18 protein-coding genes and 1 pseudogene are annotated in these 17,578 nt (G+C 67.9%); 13 read left to right on the top strand and 6 right to left on the bottom strand.

Going from position 1 to position 17,578, the window contains the following annotated elements:
* The first annotated feature begins 91 nt into the window (after positions 1 to 91).
* Both ACFQ4H_RS30000 and ACFQ4H_RS29995 read left to right on the top strand, forming a co-directional pair.
* Entirely contained in the window at positions 92 to 688 is a 597-nt protein-coding gene (locus ACFQ4H_RS30000) for a hypothetical protein (RefSeq protein WP_377577473.1), read from the top strand.
* A gap of 73 nt (positions 689 to 761) precedes the next feature.
* Positions 762 to 1,058 carry a hypothetical protein gene (locus tag ACFQ4H_RS29995; RefSeq protein ID WP_377577471.1) on the top strand — a complete coding sequence of 99 codons (297 nt, stop codon included), beginning with the start codon at positions 762 to 764 and terminating at the stop codon, positions 1,056 to 1,058.
* Between the two features lie 57 nt (positions 1,059 to 1,115).
* Here the strand turns inward: ACFQ4H_RS29995 and ACFQ4H_RS29990 are convergent, their stop codons facing one another.
* Positions 1,116 to 2,237: a hypothetical protein gene (locus tag ACFQ4H_RS29990; protein ID WP_377577468.1), complete on the bottom strand. Its 1,122-nt coding sequence runs from the start codon at positions 2,235 to 2,237 to the stop codon at positions 1,116 to 1,118.
* Between the two features lie 19 nt (positions 2,238 to 2,256).
* Between ACFQ4H_RS29990 and ACFQ4H_RS29985 the strand changes: the two genes are divergently transcribed.
* Positions 2,257 to 3,126 carry a phospholipase D-like domain-containing protein gene (locus tag ACFQ4H_RS29985; RefSeq protein WP_377577465.1) on the top strand — a complete coding sequence of 290 codons (870 nt, stop codon included), beginning with the start codon at positions 2,257 to 2,259 and terminating at the stop codon, positions 3,124 to 3,126.
* A 302-nt stretch (positions 3,127 to 3,428) separates the two neighbouring features.
* On the opposite strand, the gene ACFQ4H_RS29980 is transcribed toward ACFQ4H_RS29985, so the two are convergent.
* Together ACFQ4H_RS29980 and ACFQ4H_RS29975 are read right to left on the bottom strand one after the other, a co-directional pair.
* The gene (locus ACFQ4H_RS29980) at positions 3,429 to 3,776 is read right to left on the bottom strand and encodes a hypothetical protein (RefSeq protein ID WP_377577462.1); all 348 of its coding nucleotides are present in this window, start codon (positions 3,774 to 3,776) and stop codon (positions 3,429 to 3,431) included.
* Between the two features lie 9 nt (positions 3,777 to 3,785).
* Positions 3,786 to 4,139, bottom strand: coding sequence for a glutamate cyclase domain-containing protein (locus tag ACFQ4H_RS29975; RefSeq protein WP_377577459.1), 354 nt, complete (start codon positions 4,137 to 4,139; stop codon positions 3,786 to 3,788).
* 203 nt (positions 4,140 to 4,342) lie between these two features.
* Here ACFQ4H_RS29975 and ACFQ4H_RS29970 point away from each other — a divergent pair, with 203 nt between their 5' ends.
* On the top strand, positions 4,343 to 4,468 hold the full coding sequence (locus ACFQ4H_RS29970; protein WP_377577456.1) for a hypothetical protein: 126 nt from the start codon (positions 4,343 to 4,345) through the stop codon (positions 4,466 to 4,468).
* Here the strand turns inward: ACFQ4H_RS29970 and ACFQ4H_RS29965 are convergent.
* Complete coding sequence (locus tag ACFQ4H_RS29965; protein ID WP_377577453.1) at positions 4,465 to 5,835, bottom strand: acyltransferase family protein; 1,371 nt, start codon at positions 5,833 to 5,835, stop codon at positions 4,465 to 4,467. The two genes, ACFQ4H_RS29970 and ACFQ4H_RS29965, sit on opposite strands and share 4 nt — an antisense overlap.
* A 193-nt stretch (positions 5,836 to 6,028) precedes the next feature.
* Between ACFQ4H_RS29965 and ngcE (ACFQ4H_RS29960) the strand changes: the two genes are divergently transcribed.
* The 3 genes from ngcE (ACFQ4H_RS29960) (at position 6,029) to ACFQ4H_RS29950 (ending at position 9,364) form a co-directional block, all read left to right on the top strand.
* Positions 6,029 to 7,447 (top strand): N-acetylglucosamine/diacetylchitobiose ABC transporter substrate-binding protein, encoded by a 1,419-nt coding sequence (ngcE, locus tag ACFQ4H_RS29960; RefSeq protein WP_377577450.1) that lies wholly within the window; start codon positions 6,029 to 6,031, stop codon positions 7,445 to 7,447.
* Positions 7,448 to 7,523: 76 nt separating this feature from the next.
* Positions 7,524 to 8,432 carry a carbohydrate ABC transporter permease gene (locus tag ACFQ4H_RS29955; RefSeq protein WP_377577448.1) on the top strand — a complete coding sequence of 303 codons (909 nt, stop codon included), beginning with the start codon at positions 7,524 to 7,526 and terminating at the stop codon, positions 8,430 to 8,432.
* Complete coding sequence (locus ACFQ4H_RS29950) at positions 8,429 to 9,364, top strand: carbohydrate ABC transporter permease (protein ID WP_377577445.1); 936 nt, start codon at positions 8,429 to 8,431, stop codon at positions 9,362 to 9,364. Before ACFQ4H_RS29955 ends, ACFQ4H_RS29950 begins: the two co-directional genes overlap by 4 nt.
* A 130-nt stretch (positions 9,365 to 9,494) precedes the next feature.
* Here ACFQ4H_RS29950 and ACFQ4H_RS29945 read toward each other — a convergent pair whose 3' ends face one another.
* Together ACFQ4H_RS29945 and ACFQ4H_RS29940 are read right to left on the bottom strand one after the other, a co-directional pair.
* Complete coding sequence (locus ACFQ4H_RS29945; protein WP_377577442.1) at positions 9,495 to 10,712, bottom strand: right-handed parallel beta-helix repeat-containing protein; 1,218 nt, start codon at positions 10,710 to 10,712, stop codon at positions 9,495 to 9,497.
* 312 nt (positions 10,713 to 11,024) lie between these two features.
* Positions 11,025 to 12,020: an N-acetylglucosamine kinase gene (locus ACFQ4H_RS29940; RefSeq protein ID WP_377577439.1), complete on the bottom strand. Its 996-nt coding sequence runs from the start codon at positions 12,018 to 12,020 to the stop codon at positions 11,025 to 11,027.
* 218 nt (positions 12,021 to 12,238) lie between these two features.
* Here ACFQ4H_RS29940 and ACFQ4H_RS29935 point away from each other — a divergent pair, with 218 nt between their 5' ends.
* From ACFQ4H_RS29935 to ACFQ4H_RS29910, 6 genes and pseudogenes are all read left to right on the top strand, one after another.
* Positions 12,239 to 13,204: a MurR/RpiR family transcriptional regulator gene (locus ACFQ4H_RS29935; RefSeq protein ID WP_377577437.1), complete on the top strand. Its 966-nt coding sequence runs from the start codon at positions 12,239 to 12,241 to the stop codon at positions 13,202 to 13,204.
* A complete protein-coding gene (locus ACFQ4H_RS29930; protein ID WP_377577434.1) occupies positions 13,201 to 13,725 on the top strand; it encodes a hypothetical protein in 525 nt (174 codons plus the stop codon). The genes ACFQ4H_RS29935 and ACFQ4H_RS29930 overlap by 4 nt, the downstream gene beginning before the upstream one ends.
* A gap of 28 nt (positions 13,726 to 13,753) precedes the next feature.
* The gene (ngcE, locus tag ACFQ4H_RS29925; RefSeq protein ID WP_377577431.1) at positions 13,754 to 15,190 is read left to right on the top strand and encodes an N-acetylglucosamine/diacetylchitobiose ABC transporter substrate-binding protein; all 1,437 of its coding nucleotides are present in this window, start codon (positions 13,754 to 13,756) and stop codon (positions 15,188 to 15,190) included.
* Between the two features lie 17 nt (positions 15,191 to 15,207).
* A complete protein-coding gene (locus ACFQ4H_RS29920) occupies positions 15,208 to 16,116 on the top strand; it encodes a carbohydrate ABC transporter permease (RefSeq protein ID WP_377577428.1) in 909 nt (302 codons plus the stop codon).
* Positions 16,116 to 17,036: a carbohydrate ABC transporter permease gene (locus tag ACFQ4H_RS29915; RefSeq protein ID WP_377577425.1), complete on the top strand. Its 921-nt coding sequence runs from the start codon at positions 16,116 to 16,118 to the stop codon at positions 17,034 to 17,036. Before ACFQ4H_RS29920 ends, ACFQ4H_RS29915 begins: the two co-directional genes overlap by 1 nt.
* Before the next feature lie 237 nt (positions 17,037 to 17,273).
* Positions 17,274 to 17,578 (top strand): annotated as a pseudogene (locus ACFQ4H_RS29910) (bifunctional 3'-5' exonuclease/DNA polymerase); the annotation flags it as partial.

Below are 17,578 nucleotides of genomic sequence, written 5' to 3'. Positions count from 1 at the left end.
CGTACCGCATCCCCCGCCAGATCTCCCGACAGGTGGGTTCCCGTCCGGGGCTGCGACGGCGGACTTGATCGGGGGTGACAAGATTGCCGGCATGAATCCGGGGCACCCAAGGATCGTGTTGTCCGTCGGCTATCCGAGGGGGCGGACCGGTCGGCTGGTCACGGTCTCGATACTCGGAGCCGTTGTCGTCGGGCTCTGCTGCTGCCTGGGCGGGATACTCGGTCTGTTGGCCGGAGGCGGCGACAATTCCGCGTTGCCACCCATCTTCGCGTTGGGGCTGGCCACCGTCGCGGCGGTCGGCCTTGGCCTGATGATCGCGTCGATCGCCCGGGTCGGCGCGTGGCTGGACGGCACCCGACTCACCGTACGCGGTCTGACCAGCCGTACCGTGGACCTGCAGACCGCCCGGTCGGTGACGCTGGCCGCGACGGCGGATTCCAACACCGGGATAGCCAGCGACGGCGGGGTGGTCGTGACCGGTGGCGTCACGCGTACGCCGGTGCTGACCGTGGTCGGCCCCGAGGCGACGGTACGGCTGCGGCTGCGCAGCCGGGAAGGGGTGCTGATCCCGGCGTCGGAGATGGCCGCGCTGGCGGGTGCGCTCTCCGTCGCGCAGTGCCCGGGTGCGCGTGAGGCGGCGAGTTGGCTACAGGCGATGGCCTCGGATCCCCGCACCATGCTGATGTAGAGATGCATTGACAGACGTGAACGGGGTTGCTTCACTTCTCTCGGTTAACAAAGCTTACTAATCGAGGAGTGTCATGAAACTGCCCGCTGTCGCCCTGTCCCTGACCGCCACCCTGACCACTCTGTTCGTCGCCAGCACCGCGAGTCCGGCCGTCGCCGCCCCGGCCGACTGTAGCTACGGCGTCAGCGGCTACACCGCCGCCAGTCTCTGCGTCAGCGGCACCGGCGAACACCGGGTCAAGGTGCTACAGCGGCACTACATGTACGGGGACCCGATCCTGCTCGAGGGGCCGTGGAAGCCGGTCGGCGAGACGTCGAGCGTCAACCTCACCGCGCACCGTACCGAGCGGGTGTGGATCGAGACCCGGTGATCGACCGGTGACGGGCGACGGGGACGACCCGTCGCCCCTGGCCTGACCAGTGGGCAGTCAGCGCCGCAACGTGTCTCCGACCGGCGGGCCGCTGACGATCGACGAATGCAGGGCGCGCATCGAGCGGATGGCCGAGCGCAGCTCCTGTAGGTACCGTCCGGCGGTCAGGGTCGGCTCGGGCAGCGGTGCGACGGTCAGCGCCGGATCCACCCCCACCGTGTCGATGCCGCAGCCGTACGGCAGGCCGAGGGTGCGTACCGCGTCGCAGTGCTGGAACGGCACGTAGATCGGGGCGGTCACCATCAGGACCCGGTCACCGGGGGACAGGCGGGCCTGCCCGGCCCAGAATCGCTGGGTGTCGGCGGTGTGCGCCCGCCGTACCGCCGGTTCGCTGGACGGGGCGGCCAGCACCCGTACCGGTGGCCCCGCGTCGTCGAGGTAGCTGCGAACCGACCACGAACAGTGCGGCTCGGCATCCGTCCCGGTGTCCTCGTCGCTGAAGTCCTCGCCGTCGGACTCGGTCGGCGTGGCATGGCCGAAGGTCAGCCGTACCGCCGTGTCCAGGACGTCCACCTCGGTGGCGCACCCGGTCATGTCGATCGTGGCGAGGTTGCCCTGCTCGGCCGGCGTCAGCGGACGGAAGCTGCCCAGTACGGCCACCTCGCCGGTCACCGTGAGCCCGGACCGCAGCAGGTGTGCCGCATATCCGGTGCGGCGCAGGCAGGCGTGCGCCAGGCCGCCCAACACGATCAGGTGCTGGTAGACCCGGTGCGGCGGGGGAGCGGGCTCGACCATCCCCAGCGAGCGTGCCGCGGCGAGGACCAGTTCGACCGTACGGGGAGCCAGGTCGGGTTCCCGCGCGTCGGGACGCTCGCGGCCACCCCGGAAGTCCCAGTGCTCGGCCGAGAAGTCGTCCAGCCAGGACAGCGTTCCGGTGAGGTCGCCCTCGGGGCACCGGCCGCCGAACGCGTGCACGAGGTCGCGTACCGGCTCGGAGTCGACCCACGCGGCGATCCCCGTGGTGAGCGTGGCGGCCGGCGTGCCGGCTGTCCCCGGCGGCAGTGGTACGTGGCGGTCGGGCAGCACCGCCGGATAGTAGCCGGCGACGGCCGGGCCGCCCGGTCGACGACGCGCGGGATCTTCGTGGTTGTCGTGCGGGCGTACGCTCGGTGTGATCACTACCCAGGGAGGACGATCTATGGTCGCAAGGGGTGGCCGTCGATCTGATCGCCGTAGAGAAGCTACCCGTGGACTGGCCAGACTGATCGTCCACACCGATCCGATCGCCGTCCTCGGTATCGCGCTGTCGGCGGCGCTGTCGATCTCGCTCGACCTGACCGGTGCGGCCACCGGGGTCGAATCACTGCTGGCCGGCCTGATGGGCACCACGATCTCGTTGCTGGTTGACTCCTTGGCGCGGGCCGAGCGCCGGTTCCACCTGCGTACCCTGATGGATGGCGCCCCCTGGTTGACCTCGGCGATGGTGCCGATCGTGGAGAACACCAAGCAGGCCATCGAGAACTATCCGGGCACCCGGGTGGCGCTCGAGGCACGTCGGCGCTTCGACCGGATCCGGACCGACACCGACCAGCTACGGCTCGGCCGGATCACCCGGCTCGGTGGCGACTATCAGGACCTGCTGGGGGCGACCAGGACCGCCGCGACGCGGTTGGACACGTTGAGCAACGTCATGCCCCGGGCCAGCGGGGAATTGAGCTGGTGGAACAGCGAGATCGGCCGGCACTACTGGGCGGTCAACCTGGAGGCGATGCGACGGGGAGTGCGCATCACCCGGATCTTCGCCTACGCCAGACTCACCGACGACCTGCAGCAGCTCTTCGATCTCCAGCGGTCCGCCGGCGTACGGGTCGGGCTGCTGCCCCTGGGCACCGTCGACAAGAGCCTGCACCTCAACCTGGCCGTCTGGGACGGCACGAGCGCGTGGGAAGGGCGGATGAGCGCGCACGGTGAGATCAGCGAGAACCAGTTCACGGTCAATCCTGACGATCTCGACCGGCTGATCGGTGCGTTCGAGACCTGCATGAGCGTTGCGACGTTTCCGGAATGAGTGGTGCTCCGGAGCTGACCAAGGAGGGCGGATACGAATGGGGCGAGCATGAATGTAACCGCGGTCCTGCTGGTCACCGTAGTGGTGTGGGTGATCAGCCTCATCCGGTCCGTACGGATGCGGGCGTTCGTCTACAGTCTTCCCCTGCCGATCAGCCTGGCGCTGCTGACGACCGGGTTCCGGGTGGACGGCTCGCAGGTGCTCGGGGTGATCGGCCTCAACCTCTTCTTCCTCGTCGTCTCCGTCCTCTACCACCGCCTGCGCTGGCACATCCTGGTCTCCGACCTGGCGGGCATCGCGGTCTACGTGGGGCTCAGCTCCCTGCTGTTGCTGGCGGTGCCGGTGCCGTTCGTTCCGGCGCTGATCGGAACCCTCGTCCTGTGGGTCGTGGTGATGCTCCTGCTGCGCCGACGAGCCGGCAGACCCGTGGCACCGTCAACCGACGCGACCCGTGACGCGTTGCCCGCTCCGGCCAAACTGTTGGTGATCTTCCTCGGGTCGATCCTGACCGTCTTCTGTGGCCAACTGCTCCAGGGCATGGTGGTGACGTTCCCGTACTCCGGGGTGCTGGTCGCGATCGAGACCCGCCGCAACCTGCCCGAGTTCAGCCGGCACTTCGCCCGCAACAGTCTCGCTCTGGTCTCGTTCACCGCGGGTTACTACGTACTGCAGGACAGGTCGGAGTTGGTGGCGATGGCCGGCGCGTGGGCCGCCTTCGCGGTCACCGCGCTGCTGCTGCGCCTGCCGGGCAGGTGGGCCGCACGGTCCACCTCGGGTACGACGGGTGCACCGGACGGCCCGGTCGACGAGCCCGAGCCGGACGGGGTACGGGTCGACCGCCGGGCGTCGCAGTCGACGACACAGCGGATCTCCGAGCCCCGGTCGACCACCGACGTGATCACCGGGGCGGGGAGCAGGCCCATGCCGATCTCGTTTCCACCGTCCCCGATGCCGATCCGGAACGCCCGCCCCGACGTGTAGAGCCGGTGCAGCGGGGCGTCGACTGGTGCCATGTGCGCCTCCGGCAGGGTGGGCCGCGGTGGACCGAGCCATCAGGGTACGGCGGGACCCGGGGCCACCGGAACCATCCGGTACCGGAACCGCAGGTCTGGCCTATCCTGCCCGGCCCGGACAAGACGCCGGCTGGGGTCGGGGGTTGCCCCGGCACCGTTCCGGTGAGAGCGTGCAGTCACGAGGTACGGCTGGGGGTGTCACGGTGATCATCGGCGATCTGTTGGGCGGATGCGTCGGGCTGGGCCGGTCGGGCGGGGTGCCATCCGTTGCGGTGGCCCGGTCGGGCGAGGTGCCGTCCGTCGTGGTGACCACCCGGGCTGTGGACTAGTGGGGCTGCGATCGTCCGTGCTGATCGGGAACTGCGCGGAGGAACCGCAGCACGCCCGCACCGGCCAGATAGCTGACCAGCGCCGTAGTGGGCAGCCCGAGCGGGGTGTGCCCGGTCTTGGTGGCCAGGCTGTTGTCGAGCAGCCCGAACGCGGCAGCGCCGAACCCGGCGACGACCAGTGGACCCTGCAACGCCGGCCGGCGCAGTACGGCGCAGAGCCCGGCCGGCAGCCAGGCCGGTCGGGTCTGGCGGCGGCGACCGCTGCGCGCCTCGATCGGCCCGAAGATGGCGACCAGCCCGGCCAGCAGCACGGTCAGCATCAGGAGCCAGGGCACCCGCCAGAGCAGCCAGGCCAGCGAGTTCACGGGTGGGTTGGGCAGCAGCCCGGCCTGGTACAGGCCACCGGCCAGCAGCACCACCGCGCTGACGTGCCAGAGGAAGATCGTCAGCACCACCGAATTGAGCGCGATCACGACCAGCCAGGGGCGGGGCCGGTGCAGCCACCGCTCGACCGGGGCCCGCAGCAGCAGGGCGAGACCGAGTTGGAACGCGGCGGCGGCCAGCAGGGCCAGGCTCGGTGGGGACATGTTGTGCAGCCGTTCGCCGGGTACGTTGATCAAGCTGACCGGGTACGGCCCGACCACGGTCAGCAGCACCAGCGCGGCCAGGCCGCCCACCAGCAGCGGTACGGCCACCCGGGGCCGGGCCAACCGGGCCCGCTCGTCGCGCCAGGCGAACCCGACCTGGTGGATGGCCAGCCAGCCGAACAGGAAGTTGCCGTTCGCCAGTTCGGTCTGGCCGTGCAGTCGGGCGAGGTCACCGACGGCGACCAGGACCACCAGCACCGCCGGTACGGCGAAGCCGTAGCGCCGGTAGAGGCCGTACATGGGTGGGGTCAGCACGACCACGATGAGGTACGCGACGAGGAACCACAGCGGGAGCGTGGCGAACCAGACCCCGATGCGGATCTGTTCGGGGCCGACCCCGAACAGGCGGGCCACCAGCGCGGCGGCGGCCAGCACCAGCAGCAGTGTCGTGGTGGGGCGCAGCAGTCGGCCGCTCCGGTCCAGCAGCCATTCGACCGCGTTGCCGCCCCTGCGGCGTCGACTGGTCAGCGAGGCGGCGTTGGCGTACCCGCCGACGAGGAAGAACAGTGGCAGCACCTGCACCAGCCAGGTGACCGGGTGGGCCCAGGGCAGGTCGATCAGGGCGGAGTGCCCGGTGAGGTGCCCCCGCCGGTCCGGGCCGATGACGATGATCAGCCAGTGGCCGAGCACGACGGCGGTGATCGCGACCGCGCGGAGCAGGTCGAGGTAACGCTCCCGATCGGCGGGCGTGCGCTCGGCGATCTGCCGCAGGCGGCGCATGAAGTCAGCGTAGTCAACCGGGGTTTCGCGCAAGGTGATAACGGTTCGGCCGTGGGGTCTTGCTGACGACCGTATCCTGCCGTAAGAATTCTTCAGCAATATCGTGTGAACTGAAGACAAGCAACAGCGCCTCGCGCGGCGGGTGTCGCCACCGGAGCGGCGCGCCGCTGGACCCCCGATCCGAGGAGAATCTATGAACAGGCGTGACATTCTGCGTCGTACCGCGGTGGCCGGTGCCCTCGCGACCCCCGCCGCCGGCCTGCTGACCGGCTGTGCACTCGGCGGCGGTGACGACGACAAGGGCGACGACAAGACCTACCGGGGCACGAAGACCGAGCAGAACCCGCTCGGCGTCAAGGAGGACGCTCCGCTGGAGATCGTCATCTTCAACGGTGGCTTCGGCGAGGAGTACGCCAAGGCGCACGAGGCGATGTACACCGAGAAGTACCCGAAGGCCAAGATCACGCACTCGGCGACGCAGGAGATCAACAAGACCCTCCAGCCGCGCTTCGTCGACGGCACCCCGCCGGACGTGGTCAACAACTCCGGTGCCGGCCAGATCGACTTCAACGGCCTGGTCTCCCAGGGCACGCTGGCCGACCTCGGCGAGCTGCTCGACGCACCGAGCATGGACATCCCGGGCAAGAAGGTGCGGGACACCCTGCTGCCGGGTGCGGTCGAGGTGGGCTCCTACAACGGCAAGTTCCTGGTCATGAACTACACGTACACCGCGTACGGCATCTGGTACTCGACGAAGCTCTTCACCGAGAAGGGCTGGGAGTACCCGAAGACCTGGGACGACCACATCGCGCTGTGCAAGAAGATCAAGGCGGCCGGTATCGCACCGTGGACCTACGCCGGCAAGCACCCGCGCTACATGAGCTGGCCGCTGCTGGCCACGGCGATCAAGTTCGGCGGTACCTCGGTGGCCACCGCGATCGACAACCTGGAGCCGAACGCCTGGAAGTCCGACGCGATGAAGGCGGCGGCGGAGGCATGGCACCAGATCGTCAAGGACGGCTACATCCTGGCCGGCTCGCCCGGTCTGGACCACAAGCAGTCGCAGACCGAGTGGTGCCAGGGCAAGGCGGCCATGATCTCCTGTGGCTCCTGGCTGGAGAGCGAGCAGAAGGGCGTCACGCCGGACGGCTTCAACATGAGCATCGCGCCGACGCCGAGCCTGGGCGCCAGCGACAAGCTGCCCTTCGAGGCGATCCGGGGCACCGCCGGTGAGCCGTTCATCGTGCCGGCCAAGGCCAGGAACCTGGCCGGTGGCCTGGAGTACTTCCGGACCATGCTGTCCAAGAAGGGTGCCCAGGACTTCACCAAGAAGGTGTCCAGCCTGACCGTGGTCGCCGGTGCCACCGACGGTGTCGAACTGCCGTTCGGCCTCACCAGCGTCACCAAGGCCCTCGATGCCTCCGGCAGCAACGGCTTCAACTGGGTCTACCCGAACTACTACCGCAAGCTTGAGCGCAACCTCGTGGACGCGGCCTGCGGCGAGTTCTTCAGCGGCCGGATCGGGCCGGCCGAGTTCCTCGAACAGTGCCAGAAGGGTGCTGACTCGATCGCTTCGGACAGCTCGATCACCAAGTACAAGCGAGCCGGCTGAGTCGTGCCGACGGGGCCGGCCCGGTTACGGGCCGGCCCCTTCCGGCTTCCCCGTCACCTGGGCAGGATCTAATCTCGTGAGACATGGCAAGTACCCGCTGATCTTAACTTTCCTGTTGCCGCCGTTGGCGCTCTACGGCATCTTCGTGATCTCGCCGTACGCGCAGGCGTTCCAGATCTCCACCACCGACTGGCTCGGCTACTCGCCGGACGCCAACTTCATCGGGCTGGAGAACTTCACCGCGCTGTGGCGCGACGAGTACGCCTGGAATGCGATCAAGAACAATGCGATCCTGCTGGTATTGCTGCCGGTCCTGACCATCGGGCTTGGTCTCTTCTTCAGCACGATGCTCATCATGGGCGGCCGGCGGGGCCGGGCCGGTGTCGTCGGTGTACGCGGCACGTCGGTCTACCGGCTGGTGTACTTCTTCCCGCAGGTGCTCTCCGTGGTGATCATCGCCTACATCTGGCGGGAGATGTACCACCCCAACAACGGCCTGCTCAACGGTGCGCTCTCGGCGCTCGGCCTGCCCACCCCGACCTGGCTGGGCGATCCGAAGTTCGCCTTCTGGTGTGTGCTGGCAGCGATGGTGTGGAGCAACGTCGGGTTCTACGTCGTGCTCTTCGGCGCGGCCATGCAGTCCATTCCCCGGGACATCTACGAAGCGGTGATGCTGGACGGGGCGTCGCGCTGGACGACCCTGTTCAAGGTGACCATCCCACTGCTCTGGGACACCGTGCAGGTCGCCTGGATCTACCTGGCCATCGCCGCGCTCGACGGCTTCATCCTGGTGCAGTTGATGACCGACGGTGGTCCCAACTTCTCCTCCGACGTGATCGGCCTGCGGATGTACAACACCGCGTTCGGTTCCGAGACCAAGTTCGGGTACGCCTCGGCGATCGGCGTGGTGATGTTCTTCCTGACCCTCTCGGTGTCGGTGCTGGCCCTCCGCGCCGCGAAACGTGACCGGATCGAGTACTCATGAGCACAGCTGACAGTTCCGTGATGGCCTCCGACACGTCGACCACCCCGGTCCGCGAGGCGGGTCGCCCGGACCGTCCGGCCGACGGTCAGCCCCGGCGCGAGCTGGGCATCTTCAATGTCTTCTCGCACGGCTTCCTGGCGCTCTGGGGCGCGCTGACCGTACTGCCGCTGCTCTGGGTGGTGATCAGCTCGTTCAAGAGCGACGCCGAGATCCTCAGCGACCCGTGGGGGCTGCCCGGTGCGCTGCGTTTCGAGAACTGGGCGCGGGCCTGGACCGAGGCCCACATCGGCCAGTACTTCCTCAACAGCATCATCGTGGTCGCGGGCTCGCTGACCCTGACCATGCTGCTCGGTGCGACCGCCGCGTACGTCTTCGCCCGCTACGAGTTCTGGGGGCGGCAGGTCGTCTACTACCTGTTCGTCGGCGGCATGATGTTCCCGGTCTTCCTCGCGCTGGTCCCGCTCTTCTTCGTCGTACGCCAGGCGGGCCTGCTCGGCACCTGGCCCGGTCTGATCCTGGTCTACGCGGGTTACTCCCTGCCGTTCACGGTCTTCTTCCTCACCGCGTTCTTCCGGACGCTGCCCACCTCGGTGGGGGAGGCGGCGATGATCGACGGCTGCGGCCACTTCCGACTCTTCTTCCAGGTGATGCTGCCGATGGCCAAGCCGGGGCTGATCAGCGTCGCGATCTTCAACTTCCTCAACCACTGGAACCAGTTCATCCTGCCCCAGGTGCTGATGCAGGGGGAGGGAGCCGAGGACCGGTGGGTGCTGGCCCAGGGGCTGACCGCACTGGCGGTCAACCAGGGGTACGCCGGCGACTACAGCGGCCTCTTCGCCGGGCTGACGATCGCGATGCTGCCGGTGCTCGTCGTCTACATCGCCTTCCAGCGCCAGATCCAGTCCGGCCTGACCGCCGGCCAGCTGAAGTAGCCGTCACCCCGTCCGATGACCCTGCGGGCGTACCTGCTCCCCGACGCATGCACATGGAGAACAGGTACGCCCGCTGCGGGCCCGTGTCCGTGTCCGTGTCCCGTCAGGGCAGGTCAGGTCAGGTACGGCGCTAACGGCAGACGACGCCAGCGCAACCGTTGGGATTGCCGGTCGAGGTGTTGCCCCCACCGTCCTGGACGCTGCCCGGCGGCAGCGCCTCGATGCCGAAGTCGGCGTTGGCGATGGTGTGGTTGCGGGCGATCGTGGGAAGGCTTCCGGTCGGAATGTTGATGTGTAGGCCGTCGTTGATCGGGCGGCCGGCGGCATCGGTGTCCGTACTGGCGAAGCCGTTGGCCATGAAGAAGTTGTCCGTCACGCTGGCCCGGGTGCCTGTCGACACCCCGGTCGCCTCGATGAAGAGTCCGGCGTTTGCATTGTCGACGAAGGTGTTCCGGGTGACCGTGAGCCCTTCGTTCTCGGCGAAGTAGTACGCCTTCACGTGTATTCCGTACCTGTTGTTGGCGAACACGTTGCCGGTGATGTTCACGTCGGGCGCTGTGGTGCCTATGGCCACGCCGAACTCGCCGTCGCGGAACGTGTTTCCGCGTATCTCTATCTCGTCCGAGATTACGATTCTTATCGGGCTGCCGGTGAAGTGGTTCCCGGTGATCGATACCTTGTTGGCCTCGCTCATTCCGATGCCGGACCTGATGAACCTGTTGTTTTCGATCCTGGTGCTCGTGTACGTCTCGCTCAGCCCGACCCGCCCGTCCCGAAAGACGTTCCTGGTGAGTACGGAGTTCTCGGTCATCATGCTCAGTCCGACCGGACCGGTGACGTCGACCCCGCTGACGGTGACTCCGTTCGACGCCTCCACCACCAGGCTCCTCGTGGCGGGCGGAGCGACGATCGTACCTCCGCTGACGGTCAGGTTCGAGGCGATGTTGGCGTACAGGCCGCCGGTCTGATACCTGGTCGGGTCGCCGTTCCGTAGCAGGCTCATGTTCCGTACGGTGGCGTCCTCGGCGGATTCCAGGAAGATCCCGGTCTCGAAGCCGCTGATCGTGCCGTCCCGGATGGTCAGGCCGTTGTATTCCACAGCGGATACGCCGTTCCCCGTGCCGGTGCCGGAGATTTCGTGCTGGTTGAGATCTATGGTCACGCCGTGCGCGCCGATGATCAGTCCGTCGCCGGAACAATGCAGATCGGCCGTCAGGGTGACGTTGGTCGTGATCGTGTCGCCGCAGTTCGGTGTGGATGCAGCCAGCGCGGGGGAGGAGGTTGCCGAAATGGTCATGAGTGCGGCAAGAATCGCTGTGGTGATCGACGTGGACGCTCTTCGCAGCATGTGCTCACCTGTCCGATCGCGCGAGTTGAAGGTCGAGCGACAGGTTAGCCCGCAGGATTGTGTGCCATGGTGCTTCTGTCGATCAGTAGACTCTTCGTCCGACATGAATGTGCAGATGAAATGAAAATCCGCTGGGCGGGCGGTCGGCCTCCGGATACCGAAGCTATGTTTTGTTGTTCGATGTTCGAATCTCGCGCTGGAACGCCTGTGCTGAAAGTCCTTGCCGAGCGTTGAACGTTCTTCGCCGAGCGTTGAACGTTCTTTGCCGAGCGTTGAGCGCCCTCGTCCGGCGTTGAACGTCCTTGCCGAGCGCTAAGCGTCCTGCGGGCCGTCCGTCGAGGGCATCAGTTGCCGGTGTAGGCGGGTCGCGATGTGCGCGTCCACCTCGGCGAGGGTCTGCGCGGCCAGCCAGGCGGCGGCAGCGGCACCGTCGCCGGCCCGAAGCAGTGGAGCGTCCGGCCAACGGGTGGCCAGGGTGGCGGTGACCGCCTCGGCCAACGGGGTGTCGCCGGTGAGCAGCCCGCCACCGAGCACGATCGGCGTGGCCGCGTCCGACGGACGGATCCGGGCGACGCTGTCGGCCAGATGTCCGGCCGCCTCCGAGACGATCGCCTGCGCCGCCGGGTCGCCGTCACGGTGGGCCCGGATGACCAGGGGAGCGAGGGCAGCCAGTTCCACCGCCGGTCGGCGGGTTACCACCTGGACCAGGGTGTCGACGGTGTCGCGGGGACGGTCGGCGATCCGGGGCGATCCGAGCAGTTCGGTGAGGACGAGGACGGAGAGCGGGGCGAGTTCGCGCCGGCAGTCGAGGTCGGCCAGTGCCCGCTGCACGGCCGCCCGACCGAGCCAGAAGCCGGAGCCGGCGTCGCCGAGCAGCCAGCCGTGTCCGTCCGCGTTGCGGTACAGGGCCAGGTCCCGGACCTCGCAGGCGATCGCCCCGGTGCCGGCGATCAGGATCGTGCCGTCGGGCGAGGCGGTGCCGGAGGCGTACGCGACCAGGGCGTCACCGTGTATCGCGTAGGGGCAGCGTAGTCCGACCTCGTGCCAGGCCTGGTCGAAGGCGGCCCGGCCGACCGGATCGGCCAGTAGCCGGCCCGCGCCGGCCAGGCCGATGACACCGGCCCGGACCAGTGCCGGATCGACCCCGTGCAGTGCTGCGGTGAGCGCTGCCCGTAGTTCTCCGGCGGCCCGCTCGGCACCGTGACTCGTGGGATTGCCGCCGCCGGCCCGGCCGGTGCCCAGGCGCTGACCGGCGATGGTGACGACCGCCGCTCTGGTCGACGTACCGCCCACATCGAGACCAACCACTACGGGATCGGATGTCTGCGGCAAGGTCTCTCCAAGGGGCGGTGACGGTACGCGTCCATGCTGGTCGCCGGGGGTCTGCCGGACAAGGGGCAGACCGGCGTCGGAGGGCGACTCAAGGTAACAGTTTGAAAACTTCGCCCACGGTCTTGACAGCAGGGGGCCTTTAGTAAGAACTTTTACCACTAACGGTTAACACTCTTTCCAGAAAGGCGATCTTCATGGTTGAGCAACAGGCCGAGACCAACGCGGGGGCCGCGATGGTCGACGCCGAGCCGCTCGACCGGCGGACCGCCATCGGACTGTCCGTTACGGACAGCGTTCTGGCCCGGATCCGGTCCCGGTTGCCGGAGTTCACCGGTGCCCTCCAGCGCGTCGCCGACCAGGTGCTCTCCGCTCCCGAAGCAGCCGCCCGGGCCACCATCGTCGAGCTCGCCGAACGCAGCGGCACCTCACCGGCGACGGTCACCAGGTTCTGCCGGGCGATGGGCTTCGAGGGCTACTCCGGCCTGCGGCTGGGCATCGCCGCCGAGACCGGGCGGAGTCGTTCCGCCGGCTGGACCGTCGACATCGGGCGGGAGATCCAGCCGAGCGACCCACTCGACCGGGTGCTCGACCAGATCATGGCCGCCGACACCCGGGCCATGCACGACACGGCCGCCCTGCTCGACCTGGCCGAGGTCGAGCGCGCCGCCGACGCCATCGCCGGCGCGACGCGGGTGAACATCTTCGGAGCCAGCGGCAGCGCCCTGGTCGGCGAGGAGATGCAGTTCAGCCTGCACCGCATCGGCGTACCCGCGTGGGCCTGGAACGACGTGCACGAGGGGTTGGCCAGCGCGGCACTGCTGCGGGCCGGGGACGTGGCGCTGGGAATCTCCCACAGTGGACAGACCCGCGAGACGATCGAGACCCTGGCCGAAGCGGCCAGCCGGGGTGCGACCACCGTCGCGCTGACCAGCTTCCCCCGCTCCGCGCTGGCCGAGTTGGCCGACATCGTGCTGCTCACCGCCACCCAGGCGACCACGTTCCGCCCGGATGCCCTCTCCGCCCGGCATCCGCAGCTGGTCGTACTCGATCTGCTCTACATCGCGGTCGCACAGCGCACCCACGACCGCGCGCACGCCGCGTTCCAGCGGACCGCCCAGGCCGTCGACGGTCACAAGGCAGGAAAGGGGGCGGCGGCATGACCAGCGAGGACGACTTCGCGTACGCACAGCCGACCGGACCTGCCCCGACCGGAGCCGGCTCCATCGACGCCCACCAGGGGCACCCTCTCGTGGCCATGCGGCCGGGCACGGTGTCCCTGGTGGTCTCCAACCCCGGCGCCACGGGCTCGGTCATCGAGCCGACGGCACCGGTAACCGATCCCGATCAGCATCCGATCGTGGTCGATTCGGCTGAGCGTCCGACCCGGACGGTGCCACGGCACCTCCTCGGCGGCTCGGCAACCTCGCCATACGGCGTGCCGCACAACGGCACCCCGTACCGGGATAGCACTGCTGCCGCTGGCGGGCGGCGGCGCGGTCTGTGCGATCCCGGCCGTCACCACCGCGGTGCCCGCGCGGTCGGTGACGCCGGGGTCGTACGACGGATCCACCCCGCCGGAGAGGCCTCCCCTATCGACCTCTCCGCCGGTCGTCCCCGACGGGACGAGCACTGCCATGCCCTCGGATCGTGGCGCGCCGGTGGTACCCGGCGTACCGGCTGATCCGATTCCCACCCGAGGAGAGACAAAGATGTCCGTTTCCCCCGACAGCTCGTCGGACCTCAGCCGCCGTACGGTGCTACGCCGGGCGGCTGCCGTCGGGCTGCTCGCCACCCCAGCCGCCGGTCTGCTCAGCGCCTGCGCGACCAGCGGTGGCGACGAAAAGAACGAGACGGTTGGCACCGGAACCAAGACCGCGCAGAACCCGCTCGGGGTCAAGGAGGACGCCCCGATCGAGGTCGTCATCTTCAACGGCGGCTACGGCGAGAAGTACGCCACCGACGTGCACCAGCCGCTCTACAAGAAGGCGTTCCCCAAGGCCGAGATCAAGCACCAGTCGACCCAGGCCATCTCGACGATCCTGCAGCCCCGGTTCGCCTCCGGGCAGCCGCCGGAGTTCGTCAACAACTCGGGTGAGAAGTCGATGGACTTCGGCGCCCTGGTCGCCGACGGTCAGCTGCAGGACCTGACCGAGCTGTGGGACGCGCCGTCGGTGGACGACCCGTCGAAGAAGGTCCGCGACACCGTCGTTCCGGGCACCGTCGACGTCGGGTCCTTCAACGGCAAGCCGTACGTGCTGTACTACGTCTCCACCGTCTTCGGCATCTGGTACTCGGGCAAGCTGTTCAAGGCCAACAGCTGGACCGCGCCGAAGAACTGGGACGAGTTCACCAAGCTCTGCGACGCCATCAAGGCCAAGGGCATCACGCCGTTCGGCTACGCCGGCTCCAACGCGGCGTACTACATGTGGAACGTCATCCTCACCCAGGCCGCCAAGGTCGGTGGTGAGGAGGTCCTGAAGAACATCGACAACCTCGAGGACGGCGCCTGGAAGGTCGACGCCGTCAAGCAGGCCGCCGCCGCGTGGGCCGAGATCGGGGCGAAGTACCTGGACAAGAGCTACGAGGGCCTCAAGCACACCGACGTGCAGCTACAGCACAACCAGGGCAAGGTGGCCTTCTACCCCAGCGGTGACTGGCTCGAGGGGGAGCAGAAGAAGGACACCCCGGAGGGCTTCGAGTACCAGATGATGCCGGTGCCGAGCCTGACCGCCTCCGACAAGCTGTCGGCGGCAGCGGTGCGGGCGACCGCAGGTGAGGGCTACTTCGTCTCGGCGAAGAGCAAGAACCCGCGGGGCGGCATGGAGTACATGCGGCAGATGCTCTCCAAGGCCGGTGCCAAGGGCTTCACCGAGGTGGTCAAGGCGCCGAGCGTCGTCTCCGGCGGTGCGGGCGACTACGAGTTCCCGCCCGGTGTGAAGAGCTCCCAGGCCGCGCTGGCCGCCGCCGGCAAGGACGTCGTCAACCTCTTCTTCGACGGCTGGTACAAGGAGCTGGACAAGGAGGCCCGGACGGCGACCAACGAGCTGATGTTCGGGCGGATCAAGGCGGACGCCTTCGTCGAGCGGATCCAGAAGAAGGCCGACGAGATCAAGAAGGACTCGTCCGTCACCAAGTTCAAGCGCTGATCGGAGCGGGATAGGTCATGCGGCACGGCAAGTATCCGTTCGTGGTCGGCTTTCTGGCCGTCCCGGTGACGCTGTACGTGGTCTTCGTGATCGCACCTTACGCTCAGGCGTTCCAGATCTCGATGACCAACTGGCGGGGCCTTTCCGCACCTCAGTGGATCGGTTTCGACAACTACCGGAGGTTGTTGGAGGACGGCGACTTCTGGAAGGCGGTCCAGCATCACGGCGTACTGCTGCTTGCCCTGCCGCTGATCACCATTGCCATCGCCCTGTTCTTCGCCTTCATGCTCAATGTCGGCGGGAAGAGCGTCGGTGGCCAGCGGCAAGGGGTCTGGGGGTCGAAGTTCTACCGGGTGGTGTTCTTCTTCCCCCAGGTCCTGGCGGTGGCGATCATCGCAGTGCTGTTCCAGACGGTGTACCGCCCGAACGAGTCCGGCCTGATCAACGGCGTGCTCATGAAGCTCGGCTTCGAGCCGATCCTGTTCCTGGTCAACCCCAACCTCGCCCTCTGGTCGATCCTCGGGGTGCTGGTGTGGCAGGCGGTCGGCTTCTACGTGGTGTTGTTCTCGGCGGGAATGGCCTCCATCCCGACCGAGATCTACGAGGCGGCCGAGATGGACGGGGCCAGCCGGATCACCCTGTTCTTCCGGGTCACCCTTCCGCTGCTCTGGGACACCCTCCAGGTTGCCTGGGTCTACCTCGGGATCGCCGCCTTCGATGCGTTCGCCATTGTCGCGGTGCTCTCCGTGGACAGCGGCGGGCCGGACGGGGCGACCACCGTGCTCGCGATGGAGATCTACCGCAACGCCTTCGTCTACTCCAAGTACGGGTACGCCTCGGCGATGGGCGTGGCGCTGTTCTTCCTCACCCTCACCTTCGCGGCGCTGACGCTGCGGCTCTCCAAGCGGGAAGGCATCGAATACTGATGACTACCGACACATCCTCGCACCGGGTCGACAAGCGTTCCGCCGACGCGGTGGAGACCCACTGGGTGAAGCGGAGCCGGGAGCGCAGGTCGGAGGTTCGGGTGCTGGCCGGGCTCGGCCACGTGGCACTGGCCTTCTGGGCGGTGATCGTCATCGTGCCGATCCTCTGGACCTTCCTGGCCGCGTTCAAGAACACCACCGAGATCTTCAGCAGCCCCTGGACGCTGCCGGCGGAGCTGCGGTGGGAGAACTTCGGCCGGGCATGGAGCAAGGCGAACGTCGGCACGTACTTCATGAACAGCGTCATCGTGGTGTCGTTCAGCACCTTCGGCACCATGCTGTTCGGCTCGATGGCCGCCTACGTACTGGCCCGGTACAAGTTCGTCGGTAACCGGTTCATCTACTACCTGTTCGTCTCCGGGCTGGCCTTCCCGGTGTTCCTGGCCCTCGTTCCGCTCTTCTTCGTGGTCAAGAACCTTGGCCTGCTCGACACGCACACCGGCCTGGTGCTGGTCTACATCGCGTACTCGCTGCCGTTCACCGTCTTCTTCCTGGCGGCGTTCTTCAAGACGCTGCCGTCGTCGGTGGCGGAGGCGGGCATGATCGACGGCTGCTCACACACCCGGCTGTTCTTCCGCATCATGCTGCCGATGGCCAAGCCCGGCCTGATCAGCGTGGGGATCTTCAATATCATCGGGCAGTGGGCGCAGTACCAGCTCCCGTTGGTGCTGCTCTCCAACTCCAAGGACAAGTGGGTGCTCACCCAGGGCATCGCCGACATCTCGGTGAACGCCGGATACGAGGCTGACTGGTCGGGGCTGTTCGCGGCGTTGACCATCGCCATCCTGCCGATGATCATCGTCTACGCGGTGTTCCAACGGCAGATCCAGTCCGGTCTGACCTCGGGCGCGGTCAAGTAACTCCTCGGGTCCCGGCCCGGTTGGCGGCATTGGCCGTCGGCCGGGCCGGTTCCGTTTGTTGCCTGCTTCCGTCGTTGTCGGCCGGTTCCGTCGTTGGTGCCTGCCTCCGTCGTTGGTGCCTGCCTCCGTCGTGTCAACCGGTCCGGCAGAGCCGGCCTACCAGGGCGTAGCCACCGGCCAGGGCTCGGTTTGTCAGGGGTGGCGGGCAGAATCGCCGGTGTGCTGGTGATGGCGGTGATGCCCGACGAGGGCGACGGTGGGTGGTTGCGGCCGTTGCAGGCCGACGGCCGTCCCGCCGGTCCGGCCGAGTCGGTCACCGACCTTGTCGCAGCCGTGGGGGAGCGGGAACGCCGGGAGCCGTCCCGCTGGGTCTGGCCGGCGACATCGGAGACCTATCCGGCGCTGCTGCGGGCCGGGGTCCGCGTCGACCGCTGCCACGACGTCGAGCTGACCGAGTCGCTGCTGCTCGGCCACGCCGGCCGGTGGGGGGAACCACGGGCGCTGGCCGCCGCCTGGGCCCGGCTCACCGGTGCGCCGGTGCC

The sequence above is a fragment of the Micromonospora sonneratiae genome (genome assembly GCF_042679305.1).
In the GTDB taxonomy this organism is placed as follows: domain Bacteria; phylum Actinomycetota; class Actinomycetes; order Mycobacteriales; family Micromonosporaceae; genus Micromonospora_H; species Micromonospora_H sonneratiae.
Note: the sequence above shows the minus strand (reverse complement) of the source record. Positions and strands in the feature narration are given on the sequence as shown.